The organism is Lactobacillus sp. WILCCON 0149 (assembly GCF_057197965.1).
Genome location: NZ_JBUBHO010000001.1, coordinates 1565918 through 1590769 on the forward strand (window position 1 = coordinate 1565918; position 24852 = coordinate 1590769).

Annotated in this window: 27 protein-coding genes; 3 read left to right on the forward strand and 24 right to left on the reverse strand. The window is 50.8% G+C overall.

Annotation, left to right across the window (positions count from 1 at the left end):
- Positions 1 to 10: 10 nt before the first annotated feature.
- From ACYVUV_RS07150 to ileS, 10 genes are all read right to left on the reverse strand, one after another.
- On the reverse strand, positions 11 to 664 hold the full coding sequence (locus tag ACYVUV_RS07150; RefSeq protein WP_439775537.1) for a tetratricopeptide repeat protein: 654 nt from the start codon (positions 662 to 664) through the stop codon (positions 11 to 13).
- Positions 664 to 1323 (reverse strand): histidine phosphatase family protein, encoded by a 660-nt coding sequence (locus tag ACYVUV_RS07155; RefSeq protein ID WP_439775536.1) that lies wholly within the window; start codon positions 1321 to 1323, stop codon positions 664 to 666. The genes ACYVUV_RS07150 and ACYVUV_RS07155 overlap by 1 nt, the downstream gene beginning before the upstream one ends.
- Positions 1324 to 1422: 99 nt before the next feature.
- On the reverse strand, positions 1423 to 2550 hold the full coding sequence (mnmA, locus tag ACYVUV_RS07160; RefSeq protein WP_439775535.1) for a tRNA 2-thiouridine(34) synthase MnmA: 1128 nt from the start codon (positions 2548 to 2550) through the stop codon (positions 1423 to 1425).
- 4 nt (positions 2551 to 2554) lie between these two features.
- Positions 2555 to 2896 (reverse strand): DUF1831 domain-containing protein, encoded by a 342-nt coding sequence (locus ACYVUV_RS07165; protein WP_439775534.1) that lies wholly within the window; start codon positions 2894 to 2896, stop codon positions 2555 to 2557.
- Positions 2897 to 2950: 54 nt separating this feature from the next.
- Positions 2951 to 4114 carry a cysteine desulfurase family protein gene (locus tag ACYVUV_RS07170; RefSeq protein WP_439775533.1) on the reverse strand — a complete coding sequence of 388 codons (1164 nt, stop codon included), beginning with the start codon at positions 4112 to 4114 and terminating at the stop codon, positions 2951 to 2953.
- Positions 4115 to 4813 (reverse strand): 5'-methylthioadenosine/adenosylhomocysteine nucleosidase, encoded by a 699-nt coding sequence (locus tag ACYVUV_RS07175; protein WP_484499229.1) that lies wholly within the window; start codon positions 4811 to 4813, stop codon positions 4115 to 4117. It abuts the gene before it with no gap.
- A 19-nt stretch (positions 4814 to 4832) separates the two neighbouring features.
- The gene (locus ACYVUV_RS07180; protein WP_439774639.1) at positions 4833 to 5051 is read right to left on the reverse strand and encodes a hypothetical protein; all 219 of its coding nucleotides are present in this window, start codon (positions 5049 to 5051) and stop codon (positions 4833 to 4835) included.
- A 3-nt stretch (positions 5052 to 5054) separates the two neighbouring features.
- A complete protein-coding gene (locus ACYVUV_RS07185; protein ID WP_439774638.1) occupies positions 5055 to 5612 on the reverse strand; it encodes an NUDIX hydrolase in 558 nt (185 codons plus the stop codon).
- Between the two features lie 15 nt (positions 5613 to 5627).
- Complete coding sequence (locus ACYVUV_RS07190) at positions 5628 to 5837, reverse strand: cold-shock protein (protein ID WP_439774637.1); 210 nt, start codon at positions 5835 to 5837, stop codon at positions 5628 to 5630.
- A complete protein-coding gene (ileS, locus tag ACYVUV_RS07195) occupies positions 5837 to 8632 on the reverse strand; it encodes an isoleucine--tRNA ligase (protein WP_439774636.1) in 2796 nt (931 codons plus the stop codon). The genes ACYVUV_RS07190 and ileS overlap by 1 nt, the downstream gene beginning before the upstream one ends.
- Before the next feature lie 442 nt (positions 8633 to 9074).
- On the opposite strand from ileS, the gene ACYVUV_RS07200 reads away from it, so the two are divergent.
- Positions 9075 to 10466, forward strand: a complete 1392-nt coding sequence (locus ACYVUV_RS07200) for an ISNCY family transposase (RefSeq protein WP_484499230.1) — start codon at positions 9075 to 9077, stop codon at positions 10464 to 10466.
- A gap of 70 nt (positions 10467 to 10536) precedes the next feature.
- Here ACYVUV_RS07200 and ACYVUV_RS07205 read toward each other — a convergent pair whose 3' ends face one another.
- The 14 genes from ACYVUV_RS07205 to ACYVUV_RS07270 form a co-directional block, all read right to left on the reverse strand.
- Positions 10537 to 11334 (reverse strand): YlmH family RNA-binding protein, encoded by a 798-nt coding sequence (locus ACYVUV_RS07205; protein WP_439775586.1) that lies wholly within the window; start codon positions 11332 to 11334, stop codon positions 10537 to 10539.
- Positions 11334 to 11636 carry a YggT family protein gene (locus ACYVUV_RS07210; protein WP_300615333.1) on the reverse strand — a complete coding sequence of 101 codons (303 nt, stop codon included), beginning with the start codon at positions 11634 to 11636 and terminating at the stop codon, positions 11334 to 11336. Before ACYVUV_RS07210 ends, ACYVUV_RS07205 begins: the two co-directional genes overlap by 1 nt.
- The gene (locus ACYVUV_RS07215) at positions 11636 to 12082 is read right to left on the reverse strand and encodes a cell division protein SepF (RefSeq protein ID WP_439775585.1); all 447 of its coding nucleotides are present in this window, start codon (positions 12080 to 12082) and stop codon (positions 11636 to 11638) included. The genes ACYVUV_RS07210 and ACYVUV_RS07215 overlap by 1 nt, the downstream gene beginning before the upstream one ends.
- Positions 12083 to 12096: 14 nt before the next feature.
- On the reverse strand, positions 12097 to 13452 hold the full coding sequence (gene ftsZ, locus ACYVUV_RS07220; protein ID WP_439775584.1) for a cell division protein FtsZ: 1356 nt from the start codon (positions 13450 to 13452) through the stop codon (positions 12097 to 12099).
- Positions 13453 to 13467: 15 nt separating this feature from the next.
- Positions 13468 to 14850, reverse strand: coding sequence for a cell division protein FtsA (gene ftsA / locus ACYVUV_RS07225; protein ID WP_439775583.1), 1383 nt, complete (start codon positions 14848 to 14850; stop codon positions 13468 to 13470).
- Between the two features lie 58 nt (positions 14851 to 14908).
- The gene (locus ACYVUV_RS07230) at positions 14909 to 15754 is read right to left on the reverse strand and encodes a cell division protein FtsQ/DivIB (RefSeq protein ID WP_439775582.1); all 846 of its coding nucleotides are present in this window, start codon (positions 15752 to 15754) and stop codon (positions 14909 to 14911) included.
- 23 nt (positions 15755 to 15777) lie between these two features.
- The gene (gene murG, locus ACYVUV_RS07235) at positions 15778 to 16890 is read right to left on the reverse strand and encodes an undecaprenyldiphospho-muramoylpentapeptide beta-N-acetylglucosaminyltransferase (RefSeq protein ID WP_439775581.1); all 1113 of its coding nucleotides are present in this window, start codon (positions 16888 to 16890) and stop codon (positions 15778 to 15780) included.
- 1 nt (position 16891) lies between these two features.
- Positions 16892 to 18274 (reverse strand): UDP-N-acetylmuramoyl-L-alanine--D-glutamate ligase, encoded by a 1383-nt coding sequence (gene murD / locus ACYVUV_RS07240; RefSeq protein WP_439775580.1) that lies wholly within the window; start codon positions 18272 to 18274, stop codon positions 16892 to 16894.
- 6 nt (positions 18275 to 18280) lie between these two features.
- On the reverse strand, positions 18281 to 19240 hold the full coding sequence (mraY, locus tag ACYVUV_RS07245; protein WP_484499231.1) for a phospho-N-acetylmuramoyl-pentapeptide-transferase: 960 nt from the start codon (positions 19238 to 19240) through the stop codon (positions 18281 to 18283).
- Between the two features lie 7 nt (positions 19241 to 19247).
- Positions 19248 to 21410 (reverse strand): peptidoglycan D,D-transpeptidase FtsI family protein, encoded by a 2163-nt coding sequence (locus tag ACYVUV_RS07250; protein WP_439776253.1) that lies wholly within the window; start codon positions 21408 to 21410, stop codon positions 19248 to 19250.
- Positions 21410 to 21766, reverse strand: coding sequence for a cell division protein FtsL (gene ftsL, locus ACYVUV_RS07255; RefSeq protein ID WP_439776254.1), 357 nt, complete (start codon positions 21764 to 21766; stop codon positions 21410 to 21412). The genes ACYVUV_RS07250 and ftsL overlap by 1 nt, the downstream gene beginning before the upstream one ends.
- Positions 21767 to 21777: 11 nt before the next feature.
- A complete protein-coding gene (gene rsmH / locus ACYVUV_RS07260; RefSeq protein WP_439776255.1) occupies positions 21778 to 22722 on the reverse strand; it encodes a 16S rRNA (cytosine(1402)-N(4))-methyltransferase RsmH in 945 nt (314 codons plus the stop codon).
- 2 nt (positions 22723 to 22724) lie between these two features.
- Positions 22725 to 23156, reverse strand: coding sequence for a division/cell wall cluster transcriptional repressor MraZ (gene mraZ / locus ACYVUV_RS07265; RefSeq protein WP_003619156.1), 432 nt, complete (start codon positions 23154 to 23156; stop codon positions 22725 to 22727).
- A gap of 131 nt (positions 23157 to 23287) precedes the next feature.
- Positions 23288 to 23617 (reverse strand): DUF3397 domain-containing protein, encoded by a 330-nt coding sequence (locus tag ACYVUV_RS07270; protein WP_439776256.1) that lies wholly within the window; start codon positions 23615 to 23617, stop codon positions 23288 to 23290.
- Between the two features lie 137 nt (positions 23618 to 23754).
- Here ACYVUV_RS07270 and ACYVUV_RS07275 point away from each other — a divergent pair, with 137 nt between their 5' ends.
- Together ACYVUV_RS07275 and ACYVUV_RS07280 are read left to right on the forward strand one after the other, a co-directional pair.
- Positions 23755 to 24633 (forward strand): IS982 family transposase, encoded by an 879-nt coding sequence (locus ACYVUV_RS07275; protein ID WP_484499368.1) that lies wholly within the window; start codon positions 23755 to 23757, stop codon positions 24631 to 24633.
- A gap of 95 nt (positions 24634 to 24728) precedes the next feature.
- The gene (locus ACYVUV_RS07280; protein WP_439774665.1) at positions 24729 to 24851 is read left to right on the forward strand and encodes a DUF4044 domain-containing protein; all 123 of its coding nucleotides are present in this window, start codon (positions 24729 to 24731) and stop codon (positions 24849 to 24851) included.
- Position 24852: the final 1 nt, after the last annotated feature.

The window sequence follows — 24852 nt, forward strand, 5'->3', positions numbered from 1 at the left end:
CCGCTCCTTATTATTCTTTACCTGCCCCTGCCTTTCCTTGGCTCAAAAGCTTCAGCAGGGACTCATATTGATCCTTGGCTTTTTGGTAATATTTGGGATCCTGCTCCTTGGATTTGGCAAAAAATTCTTCTGCCTTGTCCCGGTCTTGGCTGAAATAAGTGAGACCCAGCAAAAAGTTCAGCTTGCTTGTTCTCTGCCCTTCAGCAATCTCCAGGTAGCTGGCCCGGGCAGACTCTAGTTCTCCCAGGGCCAGCCAGATGTCACCGATGAGTTCTTTTACTCGGTCGTCGCTCTCTTTGATCGACAAGGCATAAGCCAGAGCCTTCTGGCTTTGGCCCAGCTTAAGGTAGACCAGAGCCTTTTGGTACATGGTCATGTCGTCATCCGGAATCTGGGCCAAGCGGGCCAGGGCCTGGTCAAAGTCGCCCAAGGCGTAGTCACAGACCGCCAGGTCATAGGTCAAGGCCTGGGGGTCTTCCGCGATCCCCCGCGCCTTGGTCAAAAGCTCCCTGGCTTGCTCAGCGCTGCCCTGGTCGAGAAGATAAGTTGCCAGCTGCAAGTAATTGTCAGTTTCCCGGGGATTATGGTCGATTTTTTCAATCAAAGCATGAATCGCCTGGTCAACTTTTCCTTCTTCATAAAGCTGATTGATCTTTTGCTCCATTACAAACCATCCGTTTCTGACATTTTATGTCCTAAAGGAGTAACGTCTGACCACTTGACCAGCTTGAAGTCCGGTCCGTTTTCCTGGCTTTCCAAGATTGAAACGCTGGTGTTGTAGATGACTCCATTTTTCCGCAAGTTTGCCAGGTCATAGCCCAAAAGCGCCCCCATGATAGCTGACAAAACTGCCCCGTGGCTGACCACCAGAACCTTGTCGTTGTCTTTCGGGTACTTCTTGGCCATTTCCCGGCCGAAGTCCAGGCCCCTGGCCATGGCATGCTCATAGCTTTCCCCGTCTACGACCTTGCTGTCGTACTTGTCTGGGTGATGCCAAAAATTGCCGATTTCCTGGGGATAGAGCTTCTCCGCCTCTGCATACTTCATCCCTTCTAGCTTGCCCAGGTTCATTTCCCGCAAGCGTTCATCGATATGCAGGGGCAGGCGGATCCCGGCCGCATCAATCAGCCCTTGGGCCGTCATTCTTGCCCGGTCCAGAGGACTGGCGTAAACAGCCTTAAAATGTTCCCCTTTTAAATAACGTCCCAGCTTCTCAATGTCGGCCAAACTTTCCGGCAGCAATTTTGAATCGCCTTGTCCGCCCTGGAAGCGCTGCTCCAGGTTCCACTGAGTCTTGCCATGTCTTACAAAATATATTTCCATAATTTTTATCGCCTCTCGTAACTATCGCTATTTATTATAGCAAAAGCCTAACCCCAAAAACACGAACAAGGCCAAGTCCGCTGGGACTTGGCCTTGCCGTTAAACTAATTGCAGCTTTTTGTCATCCTTGAAGGCAGCGTCAATGTTTCCGCCGCCTAGGCATTCCTCGCCATCGTATAAAACCAGGGCCTGGCCCGGGGTAACCGCCCGGGCTGGCTCGTCGAAGTAGACGTCAGCCGTCTTGCTGTCCGCGTGATACTTGACAGTAACGCCGACATCGCACTGCCGGTAGCGGAACTTGGCGGTCGCCTTAAATTCCGTATCTTGGTCAGGATTGCCGGTAAAGAAAGTCATGCCGGAAGCCTGCAGGCGGTCAGCGTAAAGGCGGGGGCTGTCATAGCCCTGCTCAACGATCAGCTGGTTCTTTGCCAGGTCCTTGCCCACGACAAACCACGGAGCAGTGGACTGCTTGGTTGAACCCAGGCCCAGGCCCTGCCGCTGGCCGATCGTGTAATACATGAGGCCAGCGTGCTGGCCGACAACTTGCCCGTCCGGAGTCACCATGTCCCCGCCTTGGGCTGGCAGGAATTCGCTGAGGAAGTGCTTGAAGTTTCTTTCCCCAATGAAGCAAATCCCAGTTGAGTCCTTCTTCTTGGCGTTGACCAGGCCGGCTTCTTCGGCAATCCGCCGCACTTCCGGCTTAGTCAAGTCCTGCAGGGGGAACATGACCCGCTTGATCTGTTCTTGGGTCAATTGACTTAAGAAGTAAGTCTGGTCCTTGTTGCCATCCTTTGGCCGCATCATGTGGGTCACGCCATTTTCATCAACCATGGTCTTGGCATAGTGACCCATGGCCAGGTAGTCAGCGTCCAGGTCCAGGGCATATTCCAGGAAGGACTTGAACTTGATCTCGGTGTTGCACATGATATCGGGATTAGGCGTGCGGCCAGCCTTATACTCCTTCAAAAAGTACTGGAAGACCCGCTCCCAGTATTCTTTTTCGAAGTTGATCGAATAGTAAGGGATGCCGATCTTGTCGGCAACCTTTTTGACGTCTTCGTAGTCTTCAGTTGCCGTGCAGACACCATCATCATTGGTATCATCCCAGTTCTTCATAAAAACGCCGACGACGTCGTAGCCTTGCCGCTTGAGCAAAAGGGCTGCTACTGAAGAGTCAACCCCGCCGCTCATGCCGACAACGACTCTGATCTTGCTATTGTCAACCATTAAATCAATCCTTCACTTCGCTTAAAATTTTCCGCTCCTCCAGGTCCTTCAAGATATAGTCCAAAAGTTCAACCGTCGGAGCCAGCTGCTTGTTTTTAAAAATGTTTACCTTCTTCAGGCCGCTTGGATCCGTAACGATCATAGTCAAGCCTGACAAGTCACTCTTGATCGTCATCTTCAGCTTGGTCGTCGCGTTGTAAGGCGATTCGTTGTAAAGTGGGTGCTCGTAGACGAAGTTGCCCCGGGGGGTCTTCTGGAAGCCGGCGTCAATCAACGCATACAGCTTCACGTCTGGATTAAGCATGAACTTCCGCTTGTCGCCATTGATCATCACAGTATTAGCCATAAAGTAAAACCTCGCTTATTAATTGTAAGTACATTCCTTCAAAAAAGCAACTATTTAGTCTTCCCGCTTCCGGTCCTGCAGCTTGCGGGCCACCTTTACCAAGGCATCCGCGAAGGCTTCCACTTCTTCCGCCGTGTTGTAGCGGCCAAAAGAAATCCGGATCGATTCGCTGACCTTTGGCGAATCCTGGCCAAACATAGCCGTCAAAACGTGTGACGGGGTCAGGCTGCCGGCCGTGCAGGCAGAACCGCCCGACACTTCAAAGCCGGCCAGGTCCAGGTTGGCCAGAAGGACATAGGTGGACAGGCCGTTTAAGCGCAGGTTCAAGACATGGTGAGAAACCAGGCCGGTCAAGGGGCTGTTGACCTCGTAGGCTACCCCGCTTTCATCCAGCCGGCTCAAGACGATCTTCTGGAAGTCAGTGTACTTGGCCTGCAGGTCAGCCTTGGATTCAGCTTGCACTTCAGCTACTGCCTGGCCAAAGCCGGCGATCCCCGGCACGTTTTCCGTACCGGCCCGCCGCTTCAATTCCTGGTCGCCGCCATAAATCCGGTTTGGCAGGCGGATCCCGTCTCTTTCATACAGGAAGCCCAGGAATTTCGGCCCATAGATCTTGTGGGCTGAAGTCGACATAAAATCGATTCCCATTTCTTCAACATCCAGATCGATGTTGCCCAGGCCCTGGACAGCGTCAACGTGGAAGAAGGCATTGCTTTCCTTGACGATTTGCCCGATTTCCTTGAGAGGGTTGATGCTGCCAACTTCGTTGTTGACCGCCATGACTGAGACCAGAATCGTGTCGTCTCTGATGGCCTCGTGCAGCTGGTCAAGGGAAATGTGCCCGTCCCCGTCAACGTCCAGGTAGGTCACTTCGTAGCCGAGTTCTTCCAGGTGCTGCATTGATTTTAAGACTGATTCATGCTCGATCTTGGTCGTAATCAAGTGCCGGCCCACGTCTTTCTGCATTTCCGCCACGCCAAAAATTACCGTGTTGTTGCTTTCTGAACCGCCGGAGGTAAAAATAATCTCCTGGTCCTTGGCATTGATGGCCTGGGCAATCGTGTGCCGGGCCGTTTCCACGGTGTTGCGGGCCTTCCGGCCCAGAGTGTGGGTGCTGGAAGCATTGCCGAAGTCATTGGCCATTTCATCAGCGATCACGTCAATGACGGTCGGTGACATCGGCGTCGTTGCCGCGTTGTCAAGATATACCTGCTTCATTTACAAATCATTCTCCCTTAAGTATTCCACGATCAGTTCTGCCGCCTGGGCACCAACCTTTCTGACAAAGGCGGCAAAGTCATTGTCGGCATCTTCATCCCCATTATCGGAAATTGCCCGCAAGGCAATCAACGGCACGTTAAAGTGGTAGGCCACTTGGGCAAAAGCCGCCCCTTCCATTTCCACGCACAGGGCAGTTGGAAAATTGCCCAGAATTTCATCTTTTTGCGCCTGAGAGGAAATAAAGGAGTCCCCGGTCACGACCAGGCCTTCCTTGTAGGCTACGCCCTTTTTGGCCAAAAAGTCCTTGAACTTGTCTCTTTCCGCGCTGTCCAGCTTAAAGCGGGCCGGTTCCTGCGGAATCTGCCCTTCGACATAGTTGCCCGCTGAAGTGTTGTGGGCATCGTGGTAGGCAAATTCGCTTGGCAAAACCAGGTCCATCCGCTGAACATCTTTTTGCAAAGACCCGGCTGACCCGGTCATGATGACCAGGTCCATCTTTTCCTTGGCCAAAAGGCTGGTCAGGTTCATGGCCGCCTGGACCTTGCCGATCCCAGTCAAGCCCAGGTAAAGATCGTTGCCGGCAACGGAAAAATGCCCGAATTCAGTTGAACCGAACATTTCTTTTTTACCTGAGGAAAAGTATTGATGATAAAATTCAGCTTCTTCAGCCATTGGCACAACGATTGCAATTTTCATCGGTAATCCTCAATTCAATTTAAAATTTCAATAAAATCACCCAAACCAGGATGATTAAAAGGCACACGACCAGGATAGCAAAATTCAGCCTTTTTTTCAGCCTTTCTGCCTTCAGGGCTTTCTGCTCCTGGTTCTGCTTAAAAGCAGGAAAAGCAGCTGAATCAGCTGCTTCCTGTCTATTTGCCTTTTCTGCTTGTTCTGCCTGGCGGCGGCGGTAATCGGAACGTTTCTCTGTCATAGTCTAACCTTCTGAACCGGTCAGCAGCATGTTTTCCCATACGGAAATAGCATAAATGGTCTTCGCGTCGACAATTTTGCCCTCTGTCAACAGGTTCTTTAACTCTTCAAGACTGTACCATTCTGCCGTTAAAAATTCGTCCTCGTCCAGGTCCAGCTTGTCAGCCACTGGGCTGAGCGTGTCACAGTAGAAGAGGTACAGCTTTTCATTGCAAAATCCTGGTGAAGTGTAGAATTCGGCAACCTTTTCCCAGTATTCGGCTTTCAGGCCGCCTTCTTCATTTAACTCCCGCTTCATTGCATCCAAGGGACTCACGTCGGTAGCGTCAACCATTCCGGCTGGAATTTCGAGAGTCAGCTGCTTGATTGCTTCCCGCCATTGCGTAACCAGGAGCATCTTCTTTTCATCGTTGATGCAGATGGCCGCTGAGGCAGGCCGGTGGTCGACCAGCTCTCTGGAGGCGGTTTTCCCATTTGGCAGCATCACGTTTTCAACCCGCAGGTTGATGAAGCTGCCGTGGAAAGCCTCCTTCGTTGAAATTTCAGTTTCCTTTAAATCCATATGTCATTCCTTTGCTTAGTCTTTGGCCAAGTAAACGTTGATGCACTGCAGGCCGTGTTTACCTTGGGCAAGCTGGTATCTCACCCGCTGGCCGACTTCAAGCCTCTTATAGCCCTCCTCCTTGATGGCGGTATAAAAGACAAAATATGATTTGTGATTTTGATCGTCTTCGATAAAGCCGAAACTTGCTTTTTCGGCAAATTGCTTTACAACTCCGGTCCGCATTAGTCTTCCAAGCCTTCTTCAAGTACTTCCGGGTGATCGCTGACCACGATAGATGCGCAGCGGCCGCACAATTGCGGCAGACGGCTGTCAGCACCCAGGTCAGTCCGGTACATCCGGCAGCGTGGGCAGACTTCGCCTTCGGCCCGGCGGACAAGGACGCTGGCGTGGTCAAATTTCTTGGCGTCAGCCGGTACTTCTCCTTGACCCATGACCAAGTTGGACACGATCAAGATTTCCCGGAAGTCTTCACCAGCCAGCTTGTCCAAGGCAGCCTTGGTTTCTTCACTTGGGTAAACGGTCACGCTGGCTTCGAAGGACTTACCGATCAGCTTTTGGTCCCGGGCTTCTTCCAGAGCCTTCAGAACGTCATCGCGGAGCTTCATGAATTCGCCCCAGCTATCCTTCAAGTCGTCAGCATTAGCGTAATCTTCGATTTCAGGGAAGTTGGACAGGTAGACGTCTTCTTCATTTTCCTTCAAGTAGCCCCAAACTTCGCCCATGGTGTGCGGCAAAATTGGTGCCAGGATCTTAGCCAGCTTGACAGCGGCATCGTAGATCACCGTCTGCATTGACCGGCGGGCGTGGCTGTCCTTGCCTTCGATGTAGAGGACATCCTTGGCAAAGTCCAGGTAGAAGGCGGACAGGTCGTTGGTGATGAACTTGAAGACTAACTTGTAAACGTCAGCAAAGTCATACTTGTCGTAGTTGACGATGCTTTCGGCAACCAAGTCGTTGAGCTTGACTTCCAGGTACTGGTCGATCTTGCGCAGGTCCTTGTAAGCTACCCGGTCCTTTTCCGGATCAAAGTCAGCCGTGTTGGCCAGCATGTAGCGGAAGGTGTTTCTGATCTTCCGGTAGCCTTCTGAAACCTGGCGCAGGATGTCCATTGACACGCCAACGTCACCGGATGCGTCAACGGAAGCAACCCAGAGGCGGATGATTTCAGCCCCCATTTGCTTGATGACATCGTTAGGAGCGATCGTGTTGCCCAATGACTTGGACATCTTCCGCCCTTGCCCGTCCAAAGTAAAGCCTTGAGACAGGACTGACTTGTAAGGAGCCACCCCGTTAGTCGCCACGCTGGTGATCAAACTGGAGTTGAACCAGCCCCGGTATTGGTCGCTGCCTTCCAGGTACATGGAAGTCGGGTAGTGCACGTCTCTGCCCAGAGCCTGAACCCCGCTCCAGGATGACCCGGAGTCAAACCAAACGTCCAGGATGTCAGTTTCCTTGGTGAACTTGCCATTTGGTGAGTGTTCTGAAGTAAAGCCTTCTGGCAAAAGTTCTTCAACCGGGTGGGTGAACCAGGCGTTGGAGCCTTCCTTGGCAAAGAGGTCAGCCACGTGTTCGATCGTTTCATGAGTCACGATAGCCGTGCCGTCTTCAGCGTAGAAGATCGGCAAAGGCACGCCCCAGGCACGTTGGCGGGAAATTACCCAGTCGCCCCGGTCCTTGATCATGTTGTAAAGACGGGTCTTGCCCCAGGCCGGGTAGAAGGTGGTCTTTTCAATCTGGTCCAGGATCTGGTCTCTGAACTTGGAGATTGAGGCAAACCATTGAGTGGTTGCCCGGTAGACTACCGGCTTCTTGGTCCGCCAGTCGTGAGCGGCGGAGTGGACAAAGGTGCTGTAGTGCAAAAGGTTGCCGGCAGCTGCCAGTTTTTCCTTAACGATTTCGTTGGTGTCAGTGTAGAACTTGCCAACCAGGTCCGGGTCAGGGATTTCTTCAGTGAAGCAGCCCTTGTTGTCCATTGGTGACAAAACGTCAAAGCCGTAGCGCATGGCGGTGTTGTAGTCGTCTTCACCAAAGCCGGAAGCGGTGTGGACCAGGCCGGTACCATCATCGTCAGTAACGTAGACGGCTTCCATCAAAAGGCTGTCGCGGCCTTCGATGTAAGGGTGCTTGGCCACCATGTATTCCATGTCCGTCCCCTTAAGGTGCTGAACAGTCTTGTAGTCGTCCCAGCCCAAAATTTCGGCTACGGCGCTTAAGCGGTCAGTGCCAACAACGTAGCGGCGGTCGCCGACTTCAACGACTGAGTAGTCAAACTTCGGGTTGACGGCGATCCCTTGGTTGGAAGGAATAGTCCATGGGGTGGTCGTCCAAATCAAGAAGTAAGTGTTCTCTTCACTCAGCTTGCTCTTGCCGTCCTTGACCGGGAAGGAGATGTAGATTGATGGTGATTCCACGTCGTGGTATTCAACTTCGGCTTCAGCCAAAGTTGATTCACTGGACCAGGACCAGTAAACCGGCTTCTTGCCTTGGTAGATGTAGCCATTTTCGTACATCTTGCCGAAGACCCGGATTTCAGCAGCTTCAAATTCCGGCAAAAGGGTGATGTAAGGGTGGTCCCAGTCGCCCATGACGCCCAAGCGCTTGAAGTCGGTCCGCTGCTTTTCAACCTGCTCCATGGCAAACTTCCGGCACAATTCCCGGTAAGCAGCCCGGTCCATGGTCTTGCGGTCAACGCCTTGCTTGGTCAGTTGCTGCTCAATTGGCAGGCCGTGGGTATCCCAGCCTGGAACATAAGGAGCATAGTAGCCTTCCATGTTCTTGCTCCGAACGATGATGTCCTTGGTGATCTTGTTCAAGGCGTGACCCATGTGGATGTTGCCGTTGGCAAATGGAGGGCCGTCGTGAAGGTCGAATCTTTCATGGCCTTCGTTAAGCTTCAAGCGTCTTTCGTAAAACTTCTGGTCTTCCCAGTTCTTTTCCCATTCTGCTTCCCGCTTGGGCAGGTTGCCCCGCATCGGGAACTTGGTCTTGCCCAGGTTCAGCGTATCCTTAACCCGCATATGTAAAAATCCTTTCGCTAAAATAAAAAGCCTCATCCTAAAATAGGACGAGACTATCGTGGTACCACCTAAATTGAGCCCCGAAGGGCCCCACTCCTGCCGGCTTATCGTGCCGGCCCCCGTTCAGACCAATCGGCAGCTGATCGCTCGCCGGCTTGTGTTAATCTTCCACCATCATTAACTCGCTAAGGTCGCCTTAAAGCAGGACTGTCAGTCTGATTTATTAATCGTAATTATGTAAGAGATAAAAAAACAATGAAAAAAGTTTTCTATCTACAGTAAAAGAGTTTAAGGCATCAACCGGCCCTTTGTCAAATATTTATTGTCTTTTTGCTGGCCAAAATGTGTTTAACAAGTGATAATGTCTTAAGTGTTAACAGAGAAAAATGTCCCAAAGAGGAAAATGTCTGGCATAATCTCCATATATCGGAGGTTACGGACAATGAAGAAAGTTAGGTTAACTATGAAGTACGAAGAACAATACAGAATCATCAAAGAACTGGTTGATCACGGCGGAAACAAGAAGAGAGCTGCCCTTATCTTGGGGATCTCAGTTAGACAGCTGAACAGAAGGATCAACCAATATCGAAGCAAAGGAAAAGCGGCCTTTGTTCATGGGAACGCCGGCCGCTTACCTGTTAATTGTCTCACCACAGAAATTAACAACCAAATTGTAACCCTATATCGCACCAAATATCAAGACTGCAACTTGACTCACTTCGTTGAGCTACTTGATGAAATTGAGCACATCTCTGTTTCTTACACCAAGGTCTATAACCTGCTTAAGGACAATTACATCCTTTCGCCAAAGCCTTGGAGGCAAACTAAGCGGAAAATGGCCAAAAAGAAGTGGTACCGGGATCACCCAAAGCAGGCAACCAAAGTTTCCGAAGAGGTTATCGACCACCAGGTAGCCTTAGAAGACGCACACCCTCGTCACGAGCGCTGTAAGTACTTCGGTGAGGAAATTCAAATGGATGCCTCTTCCCTGCTCTGGTTTGGCGATAAGAAGGCTCACCTGCACCTAGCCATAGACAACGCCACAGGCAACCTGGTCGGCGCCTACTTCGACTGGCAGGAGACTCTGAATGCATACTATCACGTCTACGAGCAGATTCTGGTGGATTACGGTATCCCTCTTAGATTCAAGACCGATAATCGGACTGTTTTCAACTACGAGACGGCTAAGACCAAGGCAGAGCACAAAGATGTACTTACGCAATTCGGTTATGCCTGCAAGACTCTCGGAACAGACATCGTAACCACTAGCGTCTCACAGGCCAAAGGCATGGTAGAACGGGCGAATCAGACCGTACAGAGCCGTTTAAAGCCCGAACTGAGGCTCCACAACATAACAACAATCGAAGGTGCCAACAAGTATCTCCGGGAGGTTTTTGTACCAAAATTCAACGAGAAGTTTGGGCAGGATGTACGCAAATTTGAGTCAGCTTTCGCCGACAGCCCTAATGGCGAGAAGATCAACTACACGCTGGCAGTACTGTCTCCACGTACGTTTGACAGCGGCTCGGCTATCTCCTACAAGAATCACTATTATCAAGCCACAGATGCCTCAAACAAGCTTATTTGCTTTGCCAAAGGCACTAAATGCCTGGTTATCCAAGCGTTAGATGGCCAGTTATTGGTCACCGTTGACGAAAAAGTGTACGCCTTGACCGAGATTCCGAAGAATGCCAAGGTCTCTCCAGATCTTGATTTCGAGACCAAGAAGAAGAAACCGCGGAAAAAGTATATTCCACCGATGTCCCATCCTTGGAAGCGTGCTTCGTTCATTGAGCAGCAGAAAAAAGCGCACAGATATCACAGATTCACATAAAAATAGCGGGGAAAATTCCCCGCTAATAATTTAAATTTTACGGGACATTATCCCAAGTTATTGACAATATTTATTGTCTTTTTGCTGGCCAAAACTGGCCTTCCAGCCGGAGGCGGCCTTTTTTGCTGGGCTGAGCGGACAAGAGCTTGACCCGGCCAAAGCGGCGCAGGCTCAAGATGTCCCCGACTTTCAGCAGGCTTTCCCCCCTCATTTCTTCATGCCAGTTTAAGCGGACCTCTCCAGCTTCCAAGGCCTCTTTTACCTGGCTGCGGGATTTATTGCTTAGAGCCGCTAAAACCGCGTCCAGGCGCATAGAGGACGCCACAGCAGTAATGGCCTCGGAATTGTCTTCTGCTTCTAAGCGGTCTTTTAACGGCTTCTCTTCTAGGCGGACCTTGACCGGCCCCATCCGGTCGATCTGACTGGCAAAAAATTCGGCCAGTTCTTTTTCCGCGAAAAACTGCCATCGGCCTTGCCCATCCGTAATGATGTCGCCAAAGGTGCCGGTCTTTACCCCGGAATTGGCCAAGCTGCCCAGAATCTGGCTATGGCGGAGGCTGGCGAACTTTTGCGGATAGGCAATTTCAAAAAGCTGAACCTGGTAGTCATCTGGCTTCAGGTTCTCCCATTCAAGACTAATGTAGAGACGGCACTTTTCTGCTTCTTCATAGCCGCCAAAAGCCTGCACGATGGCTTCCCCGCCAGCGATCGTCTCCATGATCTGCCTTTGCCGGGGGTCCAGGAAGTCGGTCAAGACAGCTTGACCGGTAAACAAAAGGCGATTAAAAAGACCAACAAAATGGTCAATTGTTGGTCTTTCTTCAATTGCAAAATGTGGGTAAAAGCTGCTGGCTTGGCGCTTGTCCATCATAGGAAAATCCTCCCTAAAATGTTGAAGAGCCAGCCCAAGGCAACGCTTTGGACAAAGTAGATCACAAACAAGGCAATCATCGGTGAGATGTCAATGCCAGTCGCGTAGATCAAGCGCAAGATCGGCCCCTGCCTAAAAAGGTTGACAAAGGGGTTGACAATCCGGTCAATCCAACGGCCAACCGCTGATTCGCTGATCGCCGGAATCCAAGACATAAAGGCATCAATAATGATCAAGAGGCTGTAAGCTTCACAGATGAAGTAGAGCAGCCGGTACAAAAAAACCAAAAATGTTTGCATTAACCTAAAGTATCTTTCTTATCAAGCAGTTCAGTGATCTTGCCATCAGTTTCAAACTTCGGCGGGGTAGCCAGGAAGATCTTGTCGCCAACGCGCTGGATTTCACCATTGAGGGCGTAAACCGTCCCGGTGATGAAGTCAACCACCCGGCGGGCAGAAGCATCGTCCATCCGGCTGAAGTTGATGATGATCGCCTTTTGGTTGAGCAAGTTCTGAGCTACTTCCTTAGCATCAGAGTAAACCCGCGGTTCGTAAAGAACGATCTTGCTTGGGCCGCTGCCAGCTTGGCCGGACTTGATGGATACGACATTGCTGTCGCGGTTGCTGCTTGGCCGGTAGCTGTTTTGCATCTCTTCTTGTTCTTCGTAGCGGTCTTCGTAGCTGTCTCTTTCCTCGTAGGAATCGTTATCGCCGAAGCCGAAAAAGTCTTTCAATTTGTTGTTCATTTATTCTGCCTCCTTTACCGGTCCCGGCGATGCTTGAAGAACGGAATGTCGTCATCATCATCGTCGTCGTAATCGGTGTTGATGTCAATTTGTGAAATCGTGCTGCTCGGATCAGCATCCAGCTTTGCATCTTTTTCTTCAGCCTGCCGCTTCTGTTCTTCCGGGTTCTGCCGTCTTGAGTAGTCATCGTCGTTGAGGCCCCAAACGCTGATTGGGTCCATCATGGCTGGCTTCTCTTCCTTAACCGGGCTGGCCGGCTTGACTTCTTCTTGAACTGGAGCTTCTTGCACTGGAGCAGCTGGAGCTGCTTCTTCTGGAGTCAAGATCTTGGGAGCAGCTGGCTTTTCTCTAGGAGCGCTCACCTGGTGGCCGCGGCCTGGCAACTGCTTAGACGCAGCTGCTTCAGCTTCGTCGTCAATCCCAGTTGCGATCACCGTAACCACGACTTCATCGCCAAGGTTAGGGTTGATGGCCGTACCGAAGATAATGTTAACGTCTTCGCCGGCAGCAGTTGAGACGATTTCTGAAGCATCCTGGGCTTCAAACAGGGTCAAGTCCGGACCGCCAGTGATGTTCAAGAGGACCTGCTTGGCCCCGTCAATTGAAACTTCCAGAAGTGGTGAGGAGATCGCCATCTTGGTTGCTTCCACCGTCCGGTTTTCACCGCTGGCCCGGCCGATCCCCATCAAGGCTGCACCCTGGTTTTCCATGACCGTCTTGACGTCGGCGAAGTCCAGGTTCACATAGTCGGTTGAAGTGATCAAGTCGGAAATGCCTTGGACACCCTGTTTGAGGACGTTGTCGGCTTCCTTGAAGGCTTCCATCATCGGCGTCTTCTTGTCAACGATTTCCAAAAGCCGGTTGTTGGCAACGATGACCAGAGTGTCAACGTATTCCTTCAGCTTGGCGATCCCGTCAGCGGCATTCTTGGACCGCTTAGGGCCTTCAAAACTAAATGGGCGGGTAACCACCCCAACCGTCAAAGCACCGGTTTCCCGGGCAATTTTGGCGATCACCGGGGCTGCCCCGGTACCAGTACCACCGCCCATGCCGGCAGTGATGAAGATCATGTCAGCGCCTTTAAGCGCGTCTTCAATCGTTTCTTCGCTTTCTTCAGCGGCCTTTTGCCCGGTTTCAGGATGTGAACCTGCTCCCAAGCCCCTGGTCAGTTTCGGCCCCAGCTGAATCTTAACTTCAGCGTTGTTGCTGTTCAAAGCTTGTACGTCGGTGTTGGCCGCGATGAAGGAGACGCCCTGCACGCCGTCTTCAATCATCCGGTTGACGGCATTGCCGCCCGCCCCGCCAACGCCAATTACTTTGATAACTGCGTTGTTGTTGTCATCTGAATCAAAAGTAAAATCCAAAGCCATCTACGTTTACCACCCTTAATCAAAGAACTTTCTGAAAAATGCAGCCAAGCCCTTGTTTTTATTTTCGTTATTATTAGTCTTTTCTTCATGCCGGGTTTCTGTGTCTACTTCCCCATCATGCTTAGTCTTATTATAAGCTAATTCAGTGTCATTTTCAGCTTTCCGCGTCACTCTTTTAGCATTTTTTTGACTATTTCCGCCGCTGGCCGGCCGCTCGTTGGAAGCAAGAGCTGAATCATGATAAATCACGGTGTTGGCCAGGTAGCCAATGTCGCTCAACTGGTTGGCATAGTTGACGATCCCGTAAGCCACTGAATAAACCGGGTTGCGCAGGCCAATCTGGGCAGGCTGGTAGATCTTGGCCTTGACGTCATAGTCGGCTGCTACCAATTCATCGATCCCGGCCAAAAGCGCGCTGCCGCCAGTAATGATGACCCCGGCTGGCAAGGACAGGGCATCATGGTTGTACAGGCCCCGGCCGACCCGGCGCAGGATCTGCTGCAGGCGGGCGTTGATGATCTCACTAAGATACTTCTCGCTGACCAGGTTGTTTTCGTCCTTGCCCACGGCTTTAACTGCAAATTTTTCATTTTCAGAAGCCAGGTCTGGGTCGGCATAGCCATAATCCCGCTTCAAGGCTTCTGCATCGCTCATGGTCGTTGACAAAACCACGGAAATGTCGTGAGTGATGTCAGCTGCCCCCTTTAGGTCAACCGTGGCGTACTTGATCTGACCGTCGCGGATAACCGTGGCGGTCGTGCTGCCGCCGCCCATGTCCAGCAGAATTGCCCCAAAGGTTCTTTCAGCTTCATCCAGCGCCACGCTGGAAACGGCCATTGGTGCCGGAACGAAGAAGTTGTTCCGGATGCCGGCGTGATTCAAAACCGTGTTGATGTTGTGAATCTCCGCTGACGGCGCCGTCATTACCAGCCCTTGCACCAAGAGGGAGCGGGCAATCATGGTCCGCGGATCGTCAACGTCCTTTTCCCCGTCAATCAAAAAGCGGCTTGGGAAGAAGGCAACTGCCTGCCGGTCCTTTTTCTTGGCGGCCTTGATGGCGGCATACATCACCTGTTGCACGTCTTCATTGGCAACTTCTTTGCCAGAATCAGAAATATTGACCAGACCAGTCGCATTTTCCAGCTGCAGCATGCTGACTGGCAAAGCTGTCACCACTCGGTTGATCTTGCTGTTGGTTTTCTCGCTGACCTGCTGGATCGCGTTCTTGACAGATTCGGCAACTTGATCGATATCAACGATCTTTCCATGCCGCATCCCATGCGTTGGCGCGGCAACTGCCCCGTAAACCTGCAGCTCTTGATGAGCGGCGTCGGCAACAACGACTTTGATGCTCGTGGTCCCAATGTCCAGACCAACTAACAAAGTTGAATTATCCAAGTTTCCTTCCCCCAATTCTAATATTTAGATAATATCATAATTTTTTAAAAATACAAAATTAAGACAAGCCGTAGGCCTTTTTTTCCGCGCTGGTCAAAGGACGGGTAAAGGCACCGACTTCCATGTCAATGACACTGTTGGTTGTCAAATCCTGTTTAATCGAGTTATAGTACTTAACCTTGGATTTTATCGTCTCAGTGTTGCCGATTATCACATTGCCATCTTTCATGACCAGAATCATCTGGGTTTTGCGCCTGGTATTGCCAGACAGCATCTTAACCTGCTTTTTGAAATATTCAGGAAAAGAGTTAAAAATTTTAAGGTTGGTCTTCAAGGCCACCTGCTTGCTGTAGCCAATAAAGAGCGGCTTATCATGATCCACCTCGCTCCAAGCCAGGCTCTTGGTGCCTAGTTCCCCATTGGCGAGAATCTTCCGGTAGCTGGACCCATCCTTGATGTAGCCAATCACTTTCCGTTCATGCACCTGCATGTTCAAAGTGTTCAGACCCTTAACTGATAAAGTAACTGAAGCAACTTCGGGGTATTTAGCGGCCAGCTTCTTGCTGATCTTCTTTTGGCTGCGCAAGGCATCGACCACCTTGTCAGAAGCCTTGATCTGGGCTACTTCAACCATGCTTTTGCCATCCAGGTCATCGGCTCCGAGCACCCTGACCGTCGATACGTCAGCCAAAGGCGAAACGTAGTAGGCTAAAAAGGCTATGGCCAAAAGGCAGACGGTCATGATCGAGCCCAGCCGGGTCAAGAGGCCCCGCCTGCGCTCTTTTTTAAGCGAAGTAAGCTGGCTCGACAATTTCCGCCCTTCCTGCCCCTGGCCAGGTTCGTGGCGTAAAAATTTAGAGAGTTCCTCTTCTGGATCTCTGCGGGTTATCCGTTTGCGAGCCATCGCTTCCTCCTAATCTTTTTTCATCAGTTCTTCTTGGCAATTTCCTTCATGACCTTGATGACCTGGTCAGAGGCATCTGGCACGCCCAAGGCTTTGGAAGCCTGCCGCATCTTTTCTGCATAGCTTTGGTCTAAGAGCAAGTGGTCAATTGAAGACACGAAGGTGTTTTCGTTCAGATCATCTTCAGCAATCACCAAAGCTGCCCCGGCCTTTTCCAGGTCCATGGCGTTCTTCATCTGGTGGTTGTGGGTGACGTTTGGACTTGGGATCAAGATCACCGGTACGCCTAAAGCCGTGAATTCAGCCAGACTGGTTGCCCCGGACCGGGAAACAACGCAGGTCATTTCCGGCAAGAGGCCTGGCATGTTGGCGATATACGGCACGACCTTGATGGAGTCGCCGTAGTCAACGTCAGCCAGCTTTTTCTCAATAGCGTCATAGTAGTAGGTACCAGTGGCCCAGATCACTTGATAAGGCTTCTTCTTCAGCTCCATCAAGGACTTAAGCATAACCCGGTTGATGGCCAAAGCCCCCCGGGAACCCCCAAAGACCAGGACCGTAGGAATCTGCGGGTTAAGGCCCAAGTCTCCCTCCAGGTCAACAGGCTTGGCGTTTAAGCTCAAAACCTGCTGGGAACGCGGGTTGCCAGTCTTGACCAGCTTCTTTTTTTCCGGAAATTCCTTGGCCGCGTCATCAAAAGTGTAGCAGATCTTGTCCACATAGTGGCCTAAGAACTTATTGGCCACCCCGACCACGGAATTTGACTCGTGGATCATGGTCGGGATTTTCATCTTGCTGGCTTCATAAACGATCGCCCCACTGACGTAGCCGCCAGTGCCCAGGACAACGTCCGGCTTAAAGTCAGCCAGGATTTCCTTGGCCCGCTTGGTGGCCTTCAAAAAGAGCTGGATGGTCTTAACATTGTTCAGCAGGTGCTTTCTGTCAAAGCCCTGGATGTCAATGGTCTTAAAGTTGACCCCGGCGGCTGGCACGATCTTGGATTCCAGCCCCTTCTTGGTGCCGACGAACAAAATCTCATCGTCTTGGCAGATGCCTTCTTCCTTCAGGCGTTCAATCAAGGCCATGATGGGATAAATGTGGCCGCCCGTGCCGCCACCAGAAAAAATAACTCTCATTTTATTTCTCTTCCAATTCTTTTACATACTTGACAAAATATTCGCCGCGTTCTTCAAAGGTCTTGAACTGGTCCCAGGAAGCGCAGGCCGGTGAAAAGAGCAGGACGTCGCCAGCTTCAGCCAGCTTGGCTGCTGCCTTGACCCCTTCATGCAGGTTGTCAACGACCACAATAGTCTTGATCCCGGCCTTTCTGGCCGCGTCAGCCAGCAGGTAGCGGGTTTCCCCATAGGTCACGATGGCCTTAACGTGCTTTTTAAACAGATCGATCAGGGAGTCAAAGACAAAGCCCCGGTCAAGGCCGCCGGCCAAGAGAACTTCCGGCTCTTTAAAGGACTGGATGGCCACGGTGGCAGCCTCGATATTGGTTGACTTGGAGTCATTGTAGACCTTGACCCCGTCAAGGGTCGTCACGTACTGCAGGCGGTGTTCAGCCCCGGTGAAGGTGGACAAAACGGCCGCGATGTCGTCCTTGCCCGCCCCCATCAGGCTGCTGATGCCGATGGCAACCAGGGAGTTCTGCAAGTTGTGGATCCCAGGCAGCTTGATGTCGGCAATCTTCATCATCTTTTCATCGCCATGCATCAAGTAGTCCTGGCCGATGTAGAAGTCAGCTGCTGAATCAGTTTCGCTGAAAGTCAAGATCTTAGCGTGGGTTGCCTTTTCTTCCTTGGCCAGGATGTCTTTTTGGTCAAAGTTGGCCAGGAAGTAGTCGCTATCCTTTTGGAAGCGGCCAATGTTCAACTTGGCATCAACATAGTTGTCAAAAGTCTTATGGTAGTCCAGGTGAACATTGTTGTAGATGTCAACGATGGCAGCTACCTTTGGTTCAATGTCGGTAACCCCCATCAGCTGGAAGCTGGACATTTCCACGACCAAAAGGTCATCTGGGCCGGCCTGGTCCAAAACTACTTCAGAAATCGGCCAGCCAATGTTGCCGACCGCGTAAGCGTGGTGGCCCTGCTTTGCCAGGTAGTGGTCCATGATCTGCTGGGTCAGCATGACCGTAGTGGTCTTGCCGTTTGACCCGGTTACGCAGACATAAGGTGATTCGCTGGCGCTTAAAGCAACTTCAGGTTCAGTGATGACAGGAACCCCTTTTTCGCTGGCCTTGGCCACCATTGGGTTCTCGTAAGGGATGCCGGGATTCTTGACCAGGTAGTCAAACTTTTCCTGGTCAAAAAGGTCAACCGGGTGACTGCCGCCAATTACTCTGACGCCCAGGTCAGCCAACTGCTTGGCCTTAGGGTCAGCCGTAAGGTCCGCCTTGTCATTTAAAGTCAGGCGCGCGCCAAGCTTTAAAAGCAGCTTGCTGACCGCGAAGCCGCTCCGGCCCAGACCTAAAACAAGAATGTTTTTACCAGCATATTTATCGATTTCTTTCATCGTTAATTATCCCCAAATCATCAAATAAATTCCGCTGCCAATCAGCCCAACCAGCCAGAAGACCAGGTCGACCTTCCATTCGGACCAGCCCAGCATTTCGAAGTGGTGGTGGATTGGCGTCATTTTAAAAATCCGCTTGCCGGTCGTCTTAAACGAAGCAACCTGCAGAATAACGCTGGCCGTTTCGCAGACAAAGACGATCCCGATCAAAAGCAAGGACCATGGCCGGCCCAAGAAGATGCTGACCGCTGCTAAACCGCCCCCAAGGGCCAGGGAACCGGCATCCCCCATAAAGATCTTAGCCGGCTTGTGGTTGAACATGAAGAAGGCTGCCAGGCCCCCCATTACCGCCATACAGAAGACCAAAACGCCAAAGTTCTGGCTCTTGAAGGCCAGCCAGGCGTAAGTTCCGTAAGCGATAAAGGACAGACCGGTTGCCAGGCCGTCCAAACCGTCTGAGAGGTTGACGGCGTTTGAAAAGCCAACCAGCCAGAAAACTTCAAACAAGGTAAACAGAGCCATGTTCTTGACCACCCCGGCAAAAGGCAGGTAGAGGCCAAAGTCAAAGTTGTCACTGGCTGCCAGCAAAACGATCCCGGCGGCTACGACCAGCTGCAGGGCCATTTTTTGCCAGGCTCTAAGGCCCAGGTTCCGCTTGAAAAAGAGCTTCAAGCCGTCATCCAGGAAGCCGATAACCCCGTAACCCAAAAGGGCAACTAACAAAATCCAGACTGTCTTGGTCAGCTGGCCCTTATAAGCACAGATGGCGATCGTTGCCACAGCGGCTGAAAGAACGAAGACCGTTCCCCCCATGGTCGGCGTCCCCGACTTCTTTTCATGCCACTTTGGTCCTTCACCGCGGATCTGCTGGCCTTCGTCGTGGCTTCTCATCCAGATAATCAGCCATGGCAAAAGCAAGGCGCTTAATACCAGTGAAATCATAAAAGCAATCAAACTTGCTTGCATCGATCTATTACTCCTTTAACTCTACTTTCAATTTCGTCCCTGATTTAACAGTTGTCCCCTCAGCCAGGCTTTGCGACTTGACCTTGCCGCTGCCCGACAGCTGCAGCTTGATTCCAGCCAGGGAGGCATAAGCCTCCAGTTTGCTTTCGCTCCAGCCAGTCAAATCTGGCAGGGTGATCTTGCCGCTGGTTAAAACAAAGACAGTACTGCCGACGGATACCGTTTCGCCCGCCGCTGCCTTTTGGCTGAGAACCTTGGACCCGGTCCCCAGCCGAACCAGATTGAGGCCGTTTGAGGTCGCGGTCTTCTTAGCCTTGGCGTAGGTCATGCCAGTAAATTTAGGCACCTTGACCACGGCTGAAGCTGACTTGTCACCCTTGTTCAACAGAACCAGCCGGCTCATCATCGGCTTGAAGATCTGGGCCAGGATGGTTTCTGCCCCGCTGCCTAAACGGCTTGGCTGCTTCATGGTCAAGTAAATGCAGTAGCGGGGATTGTCGGTCGGGGTAATCCCTACGACTGAGAAGATGTAGTTCCGGTCCCCGGTCATGTAGCCGCCGGTTGCCTTGGCGATCTGGGCCGTCCCGGTCTTGACCCCGAAGTCCTTGCCCTTCATGTAGTAGGTGTGGCCCGTCCCGATTTTTTCATCCAGAACCTTCTTCATATTCTGCATGACTACTTTTCTGGTCTGGGTCGTAAAAATTTTCTTGCCGACCTTCTGAACCTTGTAGCTCTTGACCGTCTTGCCGGAAGAATCGGTAATTTTTTCCACCAATTGCGGTTTGACCATCTGCCCGTTGTTAGCCAGGGCGCTGTAAACCTGCATCATCTGCATGACGTTGACCGTGACCCCTTGACCAAAGGAAGTTACCGCCTGGTCAACCGGACTGGAGAAGGACAAGCTGCCGGATACTTCACCTGGCAGGGTGATCCCGGTCTTGTGGGTAATGCGGAACATCTTGAGGTACTTGCGCCAGAGCTTGGCCCCCATCTTTCTTTCCAAGTAGACCATCCCGACATTGCTGGAACGAGGGAAGGCCTGGGAGTATGGAATCGTCCCCCAGCCGGACTTCTGCCAGTCATAGATGGTGGAGCCGGAAACAGTAATTGACCCTGACCGGTAGTAGGCATTTGGATTATAGTTGCCGCTGTTGACCGCGGCTGCCAGAGACAGGATCTTGAAAACAGAACCAGGCTCATAGCTGGACTGGACCAGGAGGTTGCTGCCCGCCTTGCTGATCCCGGCCTTGGTCTGGGAGTTGAAGGTCGGCCGCTGAGAGGCTGCCAGAATCTTCCCGGTCTTCAAGTCTTCAATAACCGCTGTCATGGCTTTAGGCTTGTAGTTTTTCTGCACCTTGCTCATATAGGTTTCAAGGGCGCTTTGCAGCTGAGAGTCAATCGTCAAGTAGAGATTGTCCCCGTCTTTAGCTGCCTTGTAGGAATGAGACCCGCTTGGCAGCTGGTTTTCCGTGGAGTCAACCATGCTGGTCTCATAACCGTTGGTCCCTTTGAGGATCTTGTTAAAGTAGGCTTCAAGCCCCGTGACCCCTTCCAGTTCCGTCGCCTGGCTCTTGGAATTGGTCTTTGAAACCGTGTAGCCGACCACGTTTGAGGCAAAAACCCCATTTGGATACAAGCGGGACGGCGTTTCCATGAACTTGATCCCCGTTAGGTGCATGGCCTGGATCTTCTTTTTCTCAGTCAAGGTTAAACCGGATCCTGCTGTCCCGAACTGTACCTGGAAGGTGTTCTTGTTTTTTGGATTCAGATACTTGAGGATTTTCGCTTTTGAAATTGGCAAAACCGTGGCCAGCTTTTCAGCTGTTTTTTCCTTGTCCTTGACATAGAGCGGTTTCTTATTGGAGTCGACATAAGTCTTGTCCAAAATCGCGTAAACCGTGTAGGTGTGGGAGTCCTGGGCAATCACCAGGCCGTTTTTATCGTAAATCGTGCCCCGGTTAGCCGTCAAAACAGTGTTGCGCCGGTAAATCGCGGCAGTTCTCTTACTGATGTCCTGGCCGTCAATGGTCTTGGAAATCGACAGATAGAGCATGCGGCCAGCAAAAAAAAGAAAAACCAAAGCAACGACTAGCTCTAGAATTCTCCCAACTGTAAAGCGATAGCCGTGTGCTCTGGATTTTATTTTTCTTAAATTAGTGGTCTTCTTCATTAGCGAATTGTCCTAATGTTATTTTCACGCAACTTCAGTCCTTGACTTTGGGCGATCTTGTTCAAGCGGGTATTTGACGATAGCTCGCCAATTTCCTGCTGCAAGTCAGCCGTTGCGTTCTTTTGCTTGGTAATTGATTCCTTGACATTGGTTAACTGCCGCTGGGCGTAAGTCGCCGAAACGCTGGCAGACACGTTCAAGGTAATCAAGGCAGCTGCTCCAAGCAGGCCCAAGGCTGCCAGCAGCTTTTCAAAAGCTGAGTACGGCACCTTCTGCGGGTCAACCACCAAACGAGGACTTTTCCGGGCTTCCTCTTCTGGTTCGTAATTATATTTTCTAACTGTGTTTCCAGCCATTGTGGTCCTCTTTATAATTTCTCTGCTACTCTTAATTTTGCACTGTGTGACCGGTTGTTTTCCGCCAGTTCTTCTTCGCTAGCCGTAATTGGCTTGCGGTTGACCAGGCGTAAAGTTGGCTTGATCCCTTCGGGCACAACCGGCATCCCGCGGGGAATTTCAACTTCTGAATACTTCTTGAAGGTTTTCTTGACGATCTTGTCTTCCAAAGACTGGAAGGTAATGACGCTGATCCGGCCGCCGGGATTAAGCAGGCTGATGGCTTCTTCCAGAGAGGCCTGCAAAACGTCCAGCTCGTGGTTGACTTCCACCCGGATGGCCTGGAAGCTCTTCTTGGCCGGGTGTCCGCCGCTGCGGCGGGCTGCTGCCGGAATGGCTTCCTTGATGATCTCTACCAGTTCAAAAGTAGTTTCGATCGGCTTGACCCGTCTTCTTTCAACGATCTTTCTGGCGATCTGCCGGGAAAACTTCTCGTCGCCATAACGGTAAAGAACGTCAGCCAGCTGCTTTTGGTCATACTGGTTGACCAGCTGGTAGGCGTCAAAGTCCTGGCTCTGGTCCATCCGCATGTCTAATCTGGCATCAAAACGGTAGGAAAAACCGCGCTCAGCCTGGTCCAGCTGCGGGGATGAAACACCCAGGTCATAGTAGATGCCGTCAATGCCGCTGATGCCCAGCTTATCCAGTTCTTCTTTTAAGTGACTGAAGTTGTTGTGGACCAGCTGCAAGCGCGGCTGGCTGTCTTCTTTTAAAAAGTCAGCGAAATTGCTCTGGGCGGTGTCAATCGCGTACTGATCCTGGTCGAAACCAATCAGATTTCCTTTATCCAGCTTACTTAGCAGGTATCTTGCATGCCCGCCCCCGCCAAAGGTGGCATCTACGTAAGTGCCACCGCTTCGAGGGGCCAGGTTGTCAATTGTTTCGTGCAATAACACGCTAGTATGCTTAAATTCCATCTTTATAACTCGATATCGTCCAAATCTTCCGCAATTTCATCATAGCTTTCATTGGCTTCGTCAGAATACTCTTCCCAGCGCTCCTTGGCCCAGATTTCAATCCGGTTGGAGACGCCGACAATGACGCATTCTTTAACCAGGCCGGCATGCTTCTTCAAGGTGGGGGACAAGTTGATTCTCCCCTGCTTGTCGAATTCACCTTCCATGGCGCCCGAATAAAACATCCGGGTAAAACTCCGCGCGTTCTTCTTCGTCAAAGGAAGCTTGGCCAGCTTGGCCTCGATCTTGGCCCATTCCGTCAAAGGATAGCCAAAAATGCAGCCTTCCATGCCCCGGGTCAAAACCATGGCTGGCCCAATCTGTTCGCGCAGCTTTGCCGGAATGATCAAGCGGCCTTTGGCGTCCAAATTGTGCTGGTATTCGCCCATGAACATGGCAGGCTCCTCCCTTCTGTTAACAATTTACCACAAATCCCCACTTTAAACCACAATATCTGAAAAACACAAGCAGATTTCCGAAAAAATTAAAAAACTGCCAGCCGCCAAGGGCGGTTGACAGTTCTCATTCAGATTAAAACGACCAAAAGCAGTCCGCAGTACCAAAAGAAACTGCAGGCATCAAGATAGGACCAGAACTGGCGGAACATTTTCCCCAGGGAAATGTTCTTATTGATCATGGCCCATCTGATTGCGGCCAGCAGTATCAATATGAAGTAAAGCAGAAAGCCGGCAGGCAAAAAGGAAGGCACGCCCTTTAAATTGGTCATCAGCTGGCAGGCATAGATCAAAAAGAAAGGCATAACGTCGTAGCCTCTAAAAGCGGCCTTGGGCCAGATCAAGTTGACCAGGTAGGCGGCGGCCAGGCCAAAGACCGGCAATAAGAATATCATCAGCATAATTTTCCTCCATCTGCTAGCTAGTTTAACACAATTTTATACGCGTGGTGCTAGTTGAAATATAGTTTCAATTTCTTAACAAAAAAGGTCCAACATTGTAGACTCTAGTTGGAAAAAAGAAAGGAGTCCTTACAATGTTGAACCAACTACAGATTAAACGTTATAGTCACCGTTTGCAAGTGGAATTTCGAACTTTGTCGAAAATCTGCAAGAAACTTTATTACAAGTACGCTCCATCTCGGTTAACTCACCGTCGCAATGCCAGTCTGGTAAAGGTTCCAGACTACGAAATTATTGCATTACTTGTCTGGCAAGCTGAGGAAGGTATATCTTCTCAGCGCAGATTTGCTCGCTGTTGGGGACTTTGTGGGCTCTCCAGATCTCGTTTCAATCGCAGAGCTAGAGCGCTTCTTGGCATCACTGTTCAGATCGTCAACGAACTAAACTCAAGAGTCGATCTGTCTGATCAGTACATGATCATTGACAGTCTACCCATGCCTTTGTGTCAGCCAATCAGAAACCGCAGAGCTAAAGTGTTTGAAGGAATTGCCAACATTGGCTATAACTCAACCAAACAGTTTTACTATTACGGCTTTAAAGGCCACTTTGCCGTAGCTCAAGACGGTTATGTTCTTGGCTATGTAATCACACAAGCATCAATACACGATGCAAAAGAAGCAGAAGAGCTGATTCTCACTACCCATCCCGAAGGGCACTTTATTTTAGGCGATGAAGGCTATATAGGCAAGCAGCTGCACGATACTCTCAAGATAAACGGCTATATACTGTGGACACCTTACCGGAAAAATATGAAAGGTGCTAAGCAGCATAACAAAAGAGAGCTAATGGCAATTCGCCGAACGATCGAGAGTGTGTTCTCTGTACTAAAGTACTACGGAATTGAAAATATTCTTGCAAGAAGTACAGACGGTTTCCAACAAACCGTCGAGATAATCGTACTAACTTACAATATCAGCTACATCCTACAGAGATATGGACTCAACTTCTTCAACTAGCACCACGCGTAATTTTATTTTTCTCTTAAAGTGCAGCAAGCAAATTGCAAATCGCCGCCAAAAAGGTTATAATCACTCTCATATAGGAGGCTTCTATGGCACGTAAAAAGAAAAAGTCGACATTTCAAAAGATTGAGAATTTCATGGTAGTTCTGATGGCTTTAATCACGCTCTTTGGCGTGGCAGCCTCAGTCATTTACTACTTAACTGCCCAATAAA

Bases quoted from the DNA above. Each gene is read 5' to 3' on its own strand.
- ACYVUV_RS07170 (WP_439775533.1), bottom strand. From the start codon at position 4,114: ATGAAGCAGGTATATCTTGACAACGCGGCAACGACGCCGATGTCACCG.
- mnmA (WP_439775535.1), bottom strand. From the start codon at position 2,550: ATGGTTGACAATAGCAAGATCAGAGTCGTTGTCGGCATGAGCGGCGGG.
- ACYVUV_RS07155 (WP_439775536.1), bottom strand. From the start codon at position 1,323: ATGGAAATATATTTTGTAAGACATGGCAAGACTCAGTGGAACCTGGAG.
- mraZ (WP_003619156.1), bottom strand. From the start codon at position 23,156: ATGTTCATGGGCGAATACCAGCACAATTTGGACGCCAAAGGCCGCTTG.
- ACYVUV_RS07250 (WP_439776253.1), bottom strand. From the start codon at position 21,410: ATGAAGAAGACCACTAATTTAAGAAAAATAAAATCCAGAGCACACGGC.
- ftsL (WP_439776254.1), bottom strand. From the start codon at position 21,766: ATGGCTGGAAACACAGTTAGAAAATATAATTACGAACCAGAAGAGGAA.
- ACYVUV_RS07280 (WP_439774665.1), top strand. From the start codon at position 24,729: ATGGCACGTAAAAAGAAAAAGTCGACATTTCAAAAGATTGAGAATTTC.
- murG (WP_439775581.1), bottom strand. From the start codon at position 16,890: ATGAGAGTTATTTTTTCTGGTGGCGGCACGGGCGGCCACATTTATCCC.
- ftsZ (WP_439775584.1), bottom strand. From the start codon at position 13,452: ATGGCTTTGGATTTTACTTTTGATTCAGATGACAACAACAACGCAGTT.
- ileS (WP_439774636.1), bottom strand. From the start codon at position 8,632: ATGCGGGTTAAGGATACGCTGAACCTGGGCAAGACCAAGTTCCCGATG.
- mraY (WP_484499231.1), bottom strand. From the start codon at position 19,240: ATGCAAGCAAGTTTGATTGCTTTTATGATTTCACTGGTATTAAGCGCC.
- ACYVUV_RS07175 (WP_484499229.1), bottom strand. From the start codon at position 4,813: ATGAAAATTGCAATCGTTGTGCCAATGGCTGAAGAAGCTGAATTTTAT.
- ACYVUV_RS07215 (WP_439775585.1), bottom strand. From the start codon at position 12,082: ATGAACAACAAATTGAAAGACTTTTTCGGCTTCGGCGATAACGATTCC.
- ACYVUV_RS07165 (WP_439775534.1), bottom strand. From the start codon at position 2,896: ATGGCTAATACTGTGATGATCAATGGCGACAAGCGGAAGTTCATGCTT.
- ACYVUV_RS07180 (WP_439774639.1), bottom strand. From the start codon at position 5,051: ATGACAGAGAAACGTTCCGATTACCGCCGCCGCCAGGCAGAACAAGCA.
- ACYVUV_RS07230 (WP_439775582.1), bottom strand. From the start codon at position 15,754: ATGGCTCGCAAACGGATAACCCGCAGAGATCCAGAAGAGGAACTCTCT.
- ACYVUV_RS07150 (WP_439775537.1), bottom strand. From the start codon at position 664: ATGGAGCAAAAGATCAATCAGCTTTATGAAGAAGGAAAAGTTGACCAG.
- ACYVUV_RS07190 (WP_439774637.1), bottom strand. From the start codon at position 5,837: ATGCGGACCGGAGTTGTAAAGCAATTTGCCGAAAAAGCAAGTTTCGGC.
- murD (WP_439775580.1), bottom strand. From the start codon at position 18,274: ATGAAAGAAATCGATAAATATGCTGGTAAAAACATTCTTGTTTTAGGT.
- ACYVUV_RS07200 (WP_484499230.1), top strand. From the start codon at position 9,075: ATGAAGAAAGTTAGGTTAACTATGAAGTACGAAGAACAATACAGAATC.
- ACYVUV_RS07205 (WP_439775586.1), bottom strand. From the start codon at position 11,334: ATGGACAAGCGCCAAGCCAGCAGCTTTTACCCACATTTTGCAATTGAA.
- ACYVUV_RS07185 (WP_439774638.1), bottom strand. From the start codon at position 5,612: ATGGATTTAAAGGAAACTGAAATTTCAACGAAGGAGGCTTTCCACGGC.
- rsmH (WP_439776255.1), bottom strand. From the start codon at position 22,722: ATGGAATTTAAGCATACTAGCGTGTTATTGCACGAAACAATTGACAAC.
- ACYVUV_RS07210 (WP_300615333.1), bottom strand. From the start codon at position 11,636: ATGCAAACATTTTTGGTTTTTTTGTACCGGCTGCTCTACTTCATCTGT.
- ACYVUV_RS07270 (WP_439776256.1), bottom strand. From the start codon at position 23,617: ATGCTGATGATATTCTTATTGCCGGTCTTTGGCCTGGCCGCCGCCTAC.